The organism is Roseburia sp. 1XD42-34 (genome assembly GCF_009917385.1).
Classification (GTDB): domain Bacteria; phylum Bacillota; class Bacilli; order Bacillales; family Amphibacillaceae; genus Virgibacillus.
In genome coordinates, this window is sequence record NZ_QWLJ01000010.1 from 111,164 (window position 1) to 124,206 (window position 13,043).

A 13,043-nucleotide genomic window follows, 5' to 3' on the forward strand; every position below is an offset into this window, starting at 1 on the left:
TAATTAAGTTGAGACACAGGATGCCAATATTTATAATGAACAAAATATTCCTTTGCAGGATAAAAATGTAAAAACATCAATTATAACGCTTTCACATCTAACGTCTCGATAAACTGAACAAAAGCTTTTATAATATTTAGCTGCAACGTGTCTTCGTGGTAATACATCCATGTTTTACGGGTAACAAAAGCACCGGACGGCAGGGGAAGGGGTTTGATAATTAAATCCGTGTATGGGCGAACAACTAGATTAGCAATAATCGCATAACCGAGACCGTTAATGATCATTTCCTTGCATGTCTCTACTTGGTTAACTTGGATATTAATATTTGGATTTTGTTTATAGTTGCTGTACCACCAATGATCCACAATGCTTTTCATTTTTTCGTCTGTATGATAATCAATCCGAGGTAAGCGAGGAAGTTCCTCCCATGTGAAATCCCATGGCGATGCAACACAAATTTCTTCTTCATAGAGTAAATGTTTGGCTTCGTTCCAAATGTAATCTCCTTTAATGAAGGCTATATGTACATCATGATTTAAAATGAGCCGGTGCATTTCACTACTCCACCCCGTAACGACTTGAAATTCGACATCGGGGTAGCTTTGCTTAAATAAACGTAGCAGTTTTGGCATTTTATTTAAAGCAAAAAAATTCGATACGCCAACCCGAATGGTGCCAGAGACTTGATCCTTCATATTATGCAGTTGTTCTTCAATTTTTCTTTGTTCATACAACATTTTTTGTGCATGAAGTGCCAACTGTTCCCCTTCAGGAGTAAACGTAATGCCGCGCCGTTTGCGAATAATGAGCTGAACTCCGTAATGGCTTTCCAGTTTTTTTAATCTTGACGTTAATGTTGGCTGAGATAAGAATAGGTGTTGTGCAGCTTGAGTGATATTTTCCGTACGATAAAGTTCTGCTAACATTTCCCAATCTTCCGTTCTCATAAATTAACACCACTCTTTCGATTATTTAGATATTGAAAAATTTTATGCCTATTAATTAAAATTATATATTTTCCTAATCTTCATTTCAATTTTATAATGGGAATAGAGAAAATAAAGAAAATTATCGAATAAACAAAGGAGGATGTTTATGAGTACGAAGCAGCAGTTTGTCCCTGGTTTGGACGGTGTTATTGCAGCAGAGACAGCAATCTCTTTTCTTGATACAGAGCAAGAAAAAATCATTATTCGAGGTCATGAATTAATCGATTTGTCGAAAAGCAACGATTACATTGATGTTGTCCACCTTTTATTAGATGGAAAATTACCAAATGCCTCAGAAAAGACGGCTCTTGAAAAACAACTAACCTCCAATTACAACATCCCAGATCAAGTCATGCAAATTTTATCTCTACTACCAAAAGGAACACACCCAATGGATGGATTACGCACAGGAATGTCAGCGCTTTCTGGATACGATAAAGACATGGATAACCGTTCATTGGAGGCGAATAAAAGTAGAGCGTATGCATTACTAGGAACGTTGCCTGCTATTACGGTGAATAGTTATCGTCTCATTAATGGGAAGGAGGCTGTGAAACCGGATCAATCGCTTTCTTACAGTGCTAATTTTTTATATATGATAACAGGAGAAAAGCCAACCGACTTTGAAGCGGAAATTTTTGACCGCACATTACTTCTTTATAGTGAGCATGAGATGCCAAACTCAACATTTACTGCCAGAGTAATCGCTTCGACGAATTCCGATCTTTATGGCGCATTAACGGGTGGAGTTGCCTCTTTAAAAGGAAATTTGCATGGTGGAGCGAATGAGGCGGTCATGTATATGTTAAATGAAGTGAAAACCGCTGCTGCTTTTGAAGAGCTTATCCAAAGAAAACTTGCTAATAAAGAAAAGATTATGGGTTTTGGACACCGTGTTTATATGAAAAAGATGGATCCGCGAGCTTTAGTTTTGAAAGATGCTTTACGGCAATTATGTGAGAAAAAAGGCGATTTTACACTATTAGAAATGTGCGAAGCAGGAGAAAAAGTCATGCGCGAGGAAAAAGGGTTATATCCAAATCTCGATTACTATGCAGCCCCAGTTTATTGGATGCTAGGAATCCCAATTGGTCTGTATACACCCATTTTCTTCAGTGCACGTACTGCTGGATTAGCTGCACATGTCATTGAACAGCATAACAATAATCGGATCTTCCGTCCACGTGTGCATTATATCGGAGAAAGCTATTAAGGAACTAGAAGGAGCGAATGTAATGGTACAAGTTAAAGATGAAAGAAAAACAGATGTATTATTAGAAGAGATAGCTGATTATGTATTGAATAAAGAGATCACTAGTGAAGAGGCTTTTTCGACCGCCCATTATGTATTAATCGATTCAATTGGCTGTGGAATTCTTGCCCTTAATTACCCAGAGTGTACGAAGCATCTTGGACCAATTGCCCCTGGAACAATTGTACCAAATGGGGTTCGTGTGCCTGGTACATCTCACGTGCTAGATCCTGTGCAAGGGGCTTTTAGTATCGGCACGATAATACGTTGGCTCGATTATAATGATACGTGGCTTGCGGCGGAATGGGGGCATCCTTCTGATAACCTTGGCGGTATTTTAGCGGTTGCTGATTTTATTAGTCGCCAGAACGTGGCAAATGGGAAAGACCCACTAAAAGTCAAAGATGTGTTGGAAATGGCTATCAAAGCTCATGAAATTCAAGGAGTTCTAGCGTTAGAGAACAGTCTGAATCGAGTAGGGCTCGATCATGTGCTTTATGTTAAAATTGCTACTACCGCCGTGGTAACGAAAATGCTTGGTGGTAACAGGGAAGAGATTATCAACGCATTATCCAACGCTTGGATTGATAATTCAAGTCTGCGTACGTATCGTCACGCACCAAATACTGGCTCACGTAAATCATGGGCTGCTGGCGATGCAACGAGTCGAGCTGTTCGATTAGCGTTCATGGCAGTTCAAGGTGAAATGGGTTATGCTACGGCTTTAAGTGCTCCAGGATGGGGCTTTCAAGACGTGTTATTCAACAAGCAAGAGCTTGTGTTAAAGCAGCCGTTAAATAGTTATGTGATGGAAAACGTGCTCTTTAAAGTATCTTATCCTGCTGAATTTCATGCCCAAACAGCAGCAGAAGCGGCGATTGAACTACATCCTGAGGTAAAGGATCGCTTAGATGAAATTGATTATATTACGATTTCCACACATGAATCGGCTATTCGAATTATTGACAAACAAGGACCATTGTATAATCCTGCCGACCGTGACCATTGTTTGCAATATATAACAGCAATTGGTCTATTAAAAGGGAATATTGTCGCAGAAGATTATGAGGATGATGTAGCCGCAGATCCACGTGTCGATATGCTACGGGATAAAATGGTTGTAACGGAGAACAAAGCATACACAGTAGATTATTTAGATCCGGAGAAACGCTCGATTGCCAATGCCGTACAAGTTCATTTCAAAGATGGCACAAAAACAGCAGCTATTGAACGTGAATATCCGTTAGGACACCGTTTCCGTAGAAAAGAAGCGATTCCAAAGATATTAGAAAAATATGGTACGAATTTAGCTACTCAGTTCGCCAGTAAGCAATTACGGGAAATTGAAGCGGTGAGCTATGATTATGATAAACTAGTAGAAATGGATGTTCATGAATGGATGGAACTATTTGTAAAGTAACGAGGAGGTCTCCAAAAGATGGCATGGATTGTGGATGAACCAAAAACACAAAAGGAATTGGCAAAAAGCTTTAAGGAGCTTATGCAAGCGGACGAGATTTTGCAAATTCCAGGAGCTCATGATGCTATGGCAGCACTCGTAGCCCGACAAACGGGATTCTCTGCATTGTATCTGTCAGGTGGTGCATATACAGCAAGTAAGGGCTTACCAGATTTAGGGATTGTCACATCAACCGAAGTAGCAGAACGAGCAAGAGATCTTGTCAGAGCTACAAATCTACCTGTTTTAGTAGATATAGATACAGGCTTCGGTGGCGTCTTAAACGTGGCGCGTACTGCGCGAGAGATGTTAGAAGCAAACGTAGCCGCCGTCCAAATAGAAGATCAACAATTACCGAAAAAATGCGGTCATTTAAATGGAAAGCAGCTCGTCACTAAAGAAGAAATGGAACAAAAGCTGCAAGCAATTAAAAAAGTAGCCCCTTCATTAGTGATTGTTGCAAGAACAGATGCACGGGCAAATGAGGGATTGGATGCAGCTATCGAACGTGCAAACGCGTATGTAGCATCTGGAGCTGACGCTATTTTTCCTGAAGCGCTCCAAACGGATGAGGAATTTCAAGTTTTTGCTCAAAAGGTGCATGCACCATTACTGGCAAACATGACGGAATTTGGCAAGACGCCGTATATATCAGCAGAAGAATTTCAGCGGATGGGGTTTCGTATGGTGATTTATCCAGTAACCTCTTTACGAGTGGCAGCTAAAGCGTATGAGCGAATCTTCAAGCTGATTAAAGAAGAAGGAACACAAAAGAACGGTATTACGGACATGCAAACGAGAAAAGAATTATATGAAACCATCTCCTATAACGATTTTGAAGCATTGGATAAGAATATTGCCAAAACGGTGTTGGGTGAATAAATAGAGAAGTGGGCTTTACTGAGTTTTCGGTAGAGTCCTTTTTTTGGGTATTTTAAAAAGGGCTCAAGGCAGATAAGGTATATTGAATAAGTAAACGTATCATTTGTAATGAAGGAAGCAATATTATAAAAGTAACTATCTGCCTCATCTATATAGGAGTAAAGAAATAATCGTTGATCTCTCATGTTCCAAACTCGCTTTGGTGGGTCATATTGATGCATTAATCTGGTTGTTCCATCAAAGGTGTTCTACGTAGTGGAACTTGAAAAATTTCTTGATTAATACAAATGTGAATGATTATTCATTCATAAAAAAATTAAGCAAGAAAATAAAAAAAGATAAAGCTTGTTAAGTATAATGGTCTTAAGCTGTGTTGTAAATTTAATAATGTATCAAGCTGTTGGCTGCATTTTACCGTTCTTCGATCTGTTAAGCCGTACTTTAAGCCTAGCGCAATCATTTCTTGCTTTTTCTTATTGATCCTTGCGGCTAGCCGAGAGGGATCTGGTTCTATCACTTTCATTGTTTTAAATCTCCCTTCCTATCGAGAATTTTATAGAGTTATGTCGGAAACACACAAAAATAAGTATGCTCATTAAACAAAAAAAAAGCAATAGATTCAACAAAGGTTGTCAAAACATCTCAAAATATGACAAAGTTTAAAGTATAATTAGACTTAATGAACGAAATTTTGGATCAATCTTTCGCTATATCTAGGGAAATAGAATCAGTTGTAATGTAAATTATTCGACGTTATTTACTTACACGTAATCCATTTTTCTTTGTATTACTAATTTTGTAGCAATCTATATGTAAATATTCGTGTAAGCTGTTACAATGGAAAGAGTAAATGATACTTGTAAATGAGGTTTCGATAATGAGTAGAATAAATGAAGTAAAAGAGTTGCTTCAGACAGAATCAGGAAAGAACGGAGGATTGACTGCTAAGGATGTCAGTCTAAAACTACATATTGATCGTTCTACCGCTAGTCGTTACTTAAACGCATTAGTAAAGCAAAATAATGCTGTGAAAGTACCGGGAAAACCAGTAAAATACATCGGACATACTCCTGCTGAGGAAGAAGCTGATCTTATCGATTTAGAAGGCATCGGCAAAAGCCTACGCCCTATTTTAGAACAGGGAATGGCAGCTCTATTATATCCCTCTCGTAATATCCCCATTTTACTTACTGGAGAGACTGGTACAGGAAAAACGTATCTTGCGGAAACATTATGTGAATTAGCGAAAAAACGTATGAGTGATCAAGGTGAAGTACCTTTTGTAGCTTTTAACTGTGCAGATTATGCACAAAATGCAGAGCTATTGGTTGGACAAATTTTTGGAATTAAAGAGGGAGCGTTTACCGGTGCCACTGAGAATCGGGTTGGTTTAGTAGAAAAAGCAAATGGCGGGATCTTATTTCTTGATGAAATTCACCGCTTACCACCGTCTGGACAGGAAATGCTCTTTTATTTGATGGATAAGGGAATGTATCGGGTACTCGGAGAGGCGACTAAAGATCGTTATGCGAATATAACGATTATCGGAGCGACAACTGAAGATCCACATAAGGCCTTACTACCTGCTTTGGTACGCCGCTTTTCTATTAAGTTGACACTGCCATCGCTAAAAGAACGAACTCGTGAAGAAAGGGAAGAGCTGGTTAACCATTTTTTAAAGCAAGAAGCGAATAAAATGGATACGAGCTTAGCTATTACCGATAATAGCCGCGAAGCATTGCTTCATTACCCATGTCCTGGAAATATTGGTCAATTGAAAAGTGATATTCAGATTGCTTGTGCACATGCTTACTTACGTTATCTAAATAAGCATGAAGAAAGAGTAATTATCAAAACGGCAGATCTACCAGATAATATTGCTAGCTTTGCAAATTCCTTATCATTTGATCAACAAGAAGTGACCTCCACAATAGAAAGTGAAAAGAAAATTAGTGAGCATTTGCCTAATATTTATCAAAAAATAGCAAGTCAACAAGATTACCATTCTATTCATGCAACCATTAAAAAGTATATTTCCGACTTATCAAAGAAATACCGACAACCACATTTTGTCCAACAAGGGTGGCAACAATTAATTGATGAGGATTTATTTAATGCCTTGTCGGAAGCAAAAAGTCAGTTATCTTATTTGCCGTTACATTTTAACAATAATCAGTTATATGTTATTGGACTGCATTTGCAGAATTATCGTAATCACCAGTATGAGACTAAAAAGGAGCTACCGATTGTAACGCATCCAAACCCGATTTACCGAGAAGCTGCCCAACAATTAGCTGCCTATTTAAACAGAACAATTGGTTTGCAATTACCTAAAGAAGAAATTGCATTATTGGCGCATTTTTTAACGACGGACGAAAAGAACACCGTCCATTCCGAACAATCGATAGCCGTTATTTTAGTAACCCATGGGACCTCAACGGCTTCTTCTATGGCGGAAGTGACTAACACATTACTGGGGAATAAAGTCATTCAGGCTGTTGATATGCCGTTACATGTTTCAGCAACGGAAATATATCAGCATGTTAAACAAAAAATTAGTGCAATGACTCACATAAAAGGAGCGCTTCTACTTGTAGATATTGGCTCTCTTATCACAATGGGAGATGCTATTAAACATGAGTTAGATGTAGAAGTGAAGACTTTATCCAGCGTCAATTTACCGATGGTATTGGAAGCGGGGAGGAAATCACTTATCTCCAATATGTCATTGGAAGAAATATACCATGATACAAAAAAAGCTATGACTGTCTTTGTGAAAGAAAAAACATCTTACTCTCCTGTGGAAAAGAAACGAATGATTACAACAGTATGTTTTACTGGTGAAGGTGCCGCCCAGTTATTAGAATCCTGGATTGAGGATCAGCTGGCTGATGTGGATGAGGATGTACTCATTCGTTCCGTTCGTCTTGATCCGACTACGAAGGATACGACAATTATAGAAGAATTAAAACAACACTATGACATCGTTGCAATTATCGGAACGGTACCAGTAACGATAGAAGGTGTTCCTTATATTCCTGCTTGGGAGCTATTGCAGGAGGAGGGGATATCCAGAATGACTAAATTATTAGAAGTCACTCGAAAATCACCTAAGCTACGTGAAGGAGACATCAAGCGTAATGAAATATTACCACTCGTTTCCAAAGGACTTGCTGAAATCGTTACCTATATTAATCCGCAATCTTTAGCTACCATTTTAAATGAATATATGGAACCAATTACTTCCTTTTATAAGTGGGATATGAATAGAAAATTAGGTATGTGGATGCATATTGGCAGTTTGATGGACCGTTTGGTAGGAGCAAAGCTACAAAATAATATAGAGCAATTACTTTCGTCTATACCAATTGATCGCAAATTTTCAATGGACGACGAAGAGATGAACGTTTGGGAGCCATTGTTTACAAAATTGGAGGCTACGTACCACCTTCCGATCTATGCTCCTATTCGAAAAGCGTTGGTAAAATTATCACGTTAATGTGTGCAATTTTTCTGCACACATTTTTTTAATGCGTTTTACTCCTTGATCTTAAGGGGTTTATTTGTGTTGGCATGAATTTTGCATAATAGTAAGTGGAAGGCACAAATCAGAGAGGAGGGAGGAAAGTGAAGAAGTTTTTAACCGTTTACGCTTCTGTTTTTACGACGATATGGATAGGCTATGGCATCTATGCATGGTGGTCAGGGAAGGAATCAGCCAGTCTCATACTAGGGTTCGGCATTGCTTTTTCTGCTGTTATCTGTTTAGCTTCCTGGTTTTCTTATTGGCTTATGTGCCACTACAAGAAAGTCGATCGCGTAGCAAAGAATATTTTAAGCAATGCGCAAAACAAACAATAAAAAATGACAGATGGGAGTTTTGAAAATGGAAACAAACAAAGACATTAACGTAGTTATTTTATGCAGTTGGGGGGCTACATCAAGCCAACTAGCTAAAAAGGTACAAGAAGCTGCCGAGAAAAGAGGTTTGCATATGACCGTTGACGCTGGTGGAACAGGAGAATTTAAGCAAAAAGCGGAAAAATACAATGTTGCGTTGTTAGAGCCCCAAGTACGTCACCTAAAAAAAGAAGTTTCCAAAATTGCTGATGCATACCAAATTCCGGTGGAACTTGTTGATCAACGAGCATTCGCATTAATGGACGGAGACAAAGTATTGGATCAGGTCTTAAAAATGATAAATAACTAGGAGGCGTTTTAAATGGTTGAATGGTTAGAAAATCACTTGATGGAGCCGTTAGGTAAAATTGCACAAAATAGATATTTGCAAGCAATTCGTGATGCGTTTGTTATTTTTGCACTTCCTGTTATTATTACTGGAGCAATCTTTCTAATTATTGCCAACCCGCCAACATCTTTAGATTGGGGGATTATTAATGCATGGGAAGATGCGGTCACACCGATACAGGCACAGTTACTCTTTCCGTTTAATTTAACATTCGGTTTGATGGCTTTAACCGTAGCTTTTGGTGTCGGTTACAGCTTAGCCATTCGCTATGATATGGATGCGGTGATGGCTGGAATTCTTTCCATGCTGGCATTTTTTATGACAGCATTTCCTGTAACTGATATTACACAAGTTCCATTTGGGGAAATTTTAAATTACCTTGGTGGACAAGGTTTATTTATCGCTATCATTTTAGGGATTTTAACAACAGAAGCGATGCGCTTTTTAATTAATAAAGGTGTTACCTTTGAAATGCCAGCAGGGGTGCCCCCATATGTGATGCGGACATTTCGCGCATTAATTCCTTTTATGATTATTTTGCCATTGGTTTGGGCGATTGCCTGGATAGTGTGGGCAAATTTTGAAGTAACGCTACCACAATTAGTGCTTGATTTATTTAGCCCATTAGTAAGTGCATCTAATTCATACTGGGCAGCACTTGGTATGATTTTATTAATGCTCATTTTATGGTCTATAGGAATTCACGGAATGAACGTTGTCTCTTCTGTAGCGTATCCATTTTGGATGACGCAATTAGCTGAAAATGCGGATGCAGTTAAAGCTGGAACGGAAGCTTCTGGTATTGTAACAGAGCCATTCTTCCATATGTTCACACATATCGGTGGATCTGGTGCAACGCTTGGACTTGTCATTTTTATGTTATTTTCCGCTTCCGTCCAATTAAAACAAGTTGGGAAAACAGCAATCATTCCGTCATTATTTAATATTAATGAACCAGTTATTTTTGGATTACCGATTGTATTAAATCCTATTTTAATTATTCCGTTTATTTTGGGGCCAGCAGTAATCGTTACGATCAACTATATTCTATTTGCAACTGGCATTTTACCGCCAGTCGTTATTCAACCACCGTTTACGGTACCAATTTTCTTTGGAGGATTTATTGCAACAGGTGGGTCCTGGTTAGCGGGGCTTGTACAAATTATGAATGCTATTATTGCTACCATTATTTACTATCCTTTCTTCAAGAAATATGAAAAACAATTAGTACAACAAGAACAAGAGGAACCAGCTGAAACAAGCGTCAACTAGAGGAGTGTTTGAAGATGGACTACGAAACAATTATGATGCAGCTTATCTTGCACGGCGGCAATGCCCGCGGTGCCGCATATGAAGCATTGGATGCCGCAGAAGAGTATGATTTTACCGAAGCAGAAAAGAAACTGGAAGAAGCGCATGAGGAGTTTGTCAAAGGGCATAAGTATCAAACTGAGTTAATTCAAAGCCAAAATGAAGACCAAGCACCAAGCTTTTTCATGATTCATGCGCAGGATCATATTATGACAGCACAAGCTGAGATTCAGTTAATTAAGCGCATGGTTGGTCAATTGAGAAAAACAGAAGCGTTGGAGAAGCGCTTGGAAAAGCTGGAAAGCAACTAAAATTTAACGTTATTACTGCATCCCATAGATCAATAAGGTCTATGGGATGTTTTTATAATACGCAAATTGATACCCTTGTACAACACAAAAGGAGTATTTTTTTAAGAACTCGTCCTACGGTATCATTGGTTCGTTCCACTCGCTATGTTGTTAACCGGGCTCCCTGTATCTTTGTTTGAACGTCTTCGTTCCTACCTCTTTGATATACTGTGCTAGTGAAGTTAAAATAAAAACTAGCTAATTAAAGAATTGCTTTATATTTTGTTATTTTGATACTGCTGAGCGTCACATGATCTTTTCCATTTTCTAATTTTAGTTCTAAATGATTTGAATGGTGCAACTGTATTTATATGTATCCATTTCCAAATGGGCCAGCTAGAAGGAGTTGTAGCTGCCCATTGTCTACCACCCTGCTCAAATAGTTCCTTATCATTATAGTTCTCAACTAGTTGAATAATTTTATTTACATCGCGATTAAACATATCTATTAACGTTTCCAACGAATAATCAGCATAACGATCGTAAAAGCTTTGATAAAGTCCGCCAAGGTTATTCCATTTATAATCTCGTGTTGGTGTTATGACTTCTTTCCCATCTTTATTATCTTGTTCCCACGATAATATTAAATTTATCCATCCTAATTGGTAAGCAATCATTTGGGATGGTGTTCTATCAACTTCTTCTACTAAAACATCTTTACCAAGATGATTGATAGAACGAAATTCATTTATAAATAGCTTTGCTCTTTTAGTTATTTCATTAACCAAGGCCTGTTTATCCGCATATGCTTGCAATTGAAACCATCCTTTTTTAATTAATTTTAATTTATTATTTTCTATTTTATTATACATGTAATTTGTTGAGAAGTTAACGTATGTTAATGACAATTGATAGGTTAGTATTGTCTTATTCTTACTTATTAAGTAAAGGTGATAGCAAGATAGCGATTAAACGTTTTCGCCTTGTTTAGCTAGTTGGATCGGAGTGGTGTTTATACTGTCATCTAATTCCTTAACACATTGTCTTATAATTGACTCTGATAGTAATATTTCTCTGCCTTTAAGCCCATAAAGTTGCTTCATACAACAGTACGGTTGTTATGTATTTCTATTTTTATCTGTTTGGCTAAAACTCATGACAGGAATTATTGGGGTCTCTTATTGCTTCACAAAGCTATGATGTATGAAACAAGAAGATGTGTGCTTTATACGGACTTACATAATATTCTCAGCAATAGTAGTCCAGTTAACTTTTCACCTCTCTTGTTCCGAATACCTGTGATTAATGATGGTAACATTAGAGTTAGTTTAACGATCGCTTGTAAAACCATTGAGACAAGCGATAGCTAAAACCAATAAAAACCCAATAACTGACCAAGTAAGTAACGGTGTATGTATTAATTTCTCCATGAAGCCAAAACAGGAAAAGCGATGCTGGGAACAGGAAGAAAGGGATTAGATACTTAAAATTATATAGCGCTTGCACTTCTAATTTTCGCCAATCCTTTTTAAGGAAAAGATGAATAATAGAAATGGCTACAGCAAGTATGCCTGCAGTCAGACCTCCAAGATTGTAGACGTCTAGTAATTGTGCAAGTAGCACACCACTTCCCGCTACCCAGAGGTTAATGACAAAAAAAGATACTGTAAGTTGGTCGAAGTTGCTTTGATTAGATGTGGTTACATATGCTTCTGCTAAGTCTTTGGGAGATTTAAAATGGTGAAGTACATTCCGTTCGGCATCTTCTTTGCTTTTTCCTTGATGCATTTGTTCTATTATTTCATTGGAGAAATGGTCTTCAATTTCAGCAATGATGGCTTGGCGTTCTTTTTTTGGCAATTCAATTAGCTCTTCTTCTAATTTTTTTAAATAGGTATCAGTGTTCTTCATCCTCATCTTTCTTAACCTCCTCCTGTAATTTCCATAACATATCCATAGACTGTTGAAACACCTTTAAACGTTCTGTTAAAACTTGGGCGCCTTTGGTAGATAGTTGGTAGTACTTTCTACGCAATCCCGTATCCGGATTATTCCAATATGTATCTACCAGTTGGTTAGTTTCTAATCTTTTTAAAAGCGGATAAATAGACCCATCCGAAAGCTCGAACATCGGATTGGACTTTAGTGCTTTGGCAAGTTGATATCCATAAACAGCACTATCTTTCATCAGTATCATAACAGCGAGTTCAGCGAGACCTTTTCGAATTTGGATAAACCATCGATCATGATTAGACAATGTTACTTACCTCCTTTTTGCCCTCATGAGAGCATAAAACTTTATAGCTTATAGTTTAAGAACAACGCTAGCTTTTGCCATAAAGACTCGGATATATATAGCAAAATAAAATAACCCATCATGAAAATACAAATTGATGACAAGCCAAGTTGATATAATAAGATAAGAAAGTATAAACTTAGGTGCTTGTGAATAACAAAATAACCGAATAGCCATGTTCAGTTCATGAATCCTGCAACGTGGCGACTTCACGAATCACCTTACGATAAGTCATCATTGGTTCGTGGTTAAAAGGAAGGCCGATTAACAATGGGCTTGCCGCCCGGCGTCGGCATACTCCTGTTGCAGGAG

The 13,043-nt window shown here is 38.0% G+C and carries 13 protein-coding genes; 8 read left to right on the forward strand and 5 right to left on the reverse strand.

Annotated features, from left to right (window positions below):
- Positions 1-80 precede the first annotated feature (80 nt).
- Positions 81-950 carry a LysR family transcriptional regulator gene (locus D1839_RS07930; protein WP_120379367.1) on the reverse strand — a complete coding sequence of 290 codons (870 nt, stop codon included), beginning with the start codon at positions 948-950 and terminating at the stop codon, positions 81-83.
- Between the two features lie 148 nt (positions 951-1,098).
- Here D1839_RS07930 and mmgD point away from each other — a divergent pair, with 148 nt between their 5' ends.
- The 3 genes from mmgD to prpB are packed head-to-tail and all read left to right on the forward strand — an operon-like array spanning position 1,099 to position 4,585.
- On the forward strand, positions 1,099-2,205 hold the full coding sequence (gene mmgD / locus D1839_RS07935) for a citrate synthase (RefSeq protein WP_120379368.1): 1,107 nt from the start codon (positions 1,099-1,101) through the stop codon (positions 2,203-2,205).
- A 22-nt stretch (positions 2,206-2,227) separates the two neighbouring features.
- The gene (locus D1839_RS07940) at positions 2,228-3,664 is read left to right on the forward strand and encodes a bifunctional 2-methylcitrate dehydratase/aconitate hydratase (protein WP_120379369.1); all 1,437 of its coding nucleotides are present in this window, start codon (positions 2,228-2,230) and stop codon (positions 3,662-3,664) included.
- An 18-nt stretch (positions 3,665-3,682) separates the two neighbouring features.
- Positions 3,683-4,585 carry a methylisocitrate lyase gene (gene prpB, locus D1839_RS07945; protein ID WP_120379370.1) on the forward strand — a complete coding sequence of 301 codons (903 nt, stop codon included), beginning with the start codon at positions 3,683-3,685 and terminating at the stop codon, positions 4,583-4,585.
- A gap of 316 nt (positions 4,586-4,901) precedes the next feature.
- Here prpB and D1839_RS07950 read toward each other — a convergent pair whose 3' ends face one another.
- Entirely contained in the window at positions 4,902-5,108 is a 207-nt protein-coding gene (locus D1839_RS07950; RefSeq protein WP_120379371.1) for an aspartyl-phosphate phosphatase Spo0E family protein, read from the reverse strand.
- 354 nt (positions 5,109-5,462) lie between these two features.
- Between D1839_RS07950 and D1839_RS07955 the strand changes: the two genes are divergently transcribed.
- The 5 genes from D1839_RS07955 to D1839_RS07975 all read left to right on the forward strand — a co-directional run bounded on the left by D1839_RS07955 (position 5,463) and on the right by D1839_RS07975 (position 10,456).
- Positions 5,463-8,084, forward strand: coding sequence for a sigma 54-interacting transcriptional regulator (locus D1839_RS07955; protein ID WP_158589622.1), 2,622 nt, complete (start codon positions 5,463-5,465; stop codon positions 8,082-8,084).
- A gap of 128 nt (positions 8,085-8,212) precedes the next feature.
- Entirely contained in the window at positions 8,213-8,446 is a 234-nt protein-coding gene (locus D1839_RS07960) for a hypothetical protein (protein WP_120379373.1), read from the forward strand.
- A 25-nt stretch (positions 8,447-8,471) separates the two neighbouring features.
- Entirely contained in the window at positions 8,472-8,795 is a 324-nt protein-coding gene (locus tag D1839_RS07965; protein ID WP_120379374.1) for a PTS sugar transporter subunit IIB, read from the forward strand.
- A 12-nt stretch (positions 8,796-8,807) separates the two neighbouring features.
- A complete protein-coding gene (locus D1839_RS07970) occupies positions 8,808-10,106 on the forward strand; it encodes a PTS sugar transporter subunit IIC (protein ID WP_120379375.1) in 1,299 nt (432 codons plus the stop codon).
- 14 nt (positions 10,107-10,120) lie between these two features.
- Complete coding sequence (locus D1839_RS07975; RefSeq protein ID WP_120379376.1) at positions 10,121-10,456, forward strand: PTS lactose/cellobiose transporter subunit IIA; 336 nt, start codon at positions 10,121-10,123, stop codon at positions 10,454-10,456.
- Between the two features lie 254 nt (positions 10,457-10,710).
- Here D1839_RS07975 and D1839_RS07980 read toward each other — a convergent pair whose 3' ends face one another.
- The 3 genes from D1839_RS07980 to D1839_RS07990 all read right to left on the reverse strand — a co-directional run bounded on the left by D1839_RS07980 (position 10,711) and on the right by D1839_RS07990 (position 12,692).
- A complete protein-coding gene (locus D1839_RS07980; protein ID WP_120379377.1) occupies positions 10,711-11,250 on the reverse strand; it encodes a ClbS/DfsB family four-helix bundle protein in 540 nt (179 codons plus the stop codon).
- A 508-nt stretch (positions 11,251-11,758) separates the two neighbouring features.
- Complete coding sequence (locus D1839_RS07985; protein WP_120379378.1) at positions 11,759-12,352, reverse strand: HAAS signaling domain-containing protein; 594 nt, start codon at positions 12,350-12,352, stop codon at positions 11,759-11,761.
- Positions 12,333-12,692, reverse strand: a complete 360-nt coding sequence (locus tag D1839_RS07990) for a PadR family transcriptional regulator (protein ID WP_199690025.1) — start codon at positions 12,690-12,692, stop codon at positions 12,333-12,335. Before D1839_RS07990 ends, D1839_RS07985 begins: the two co-directional genes overlap by 20 nt.
- Positions 12,693-13,043 lie beyond the last annotated feature (351 nt).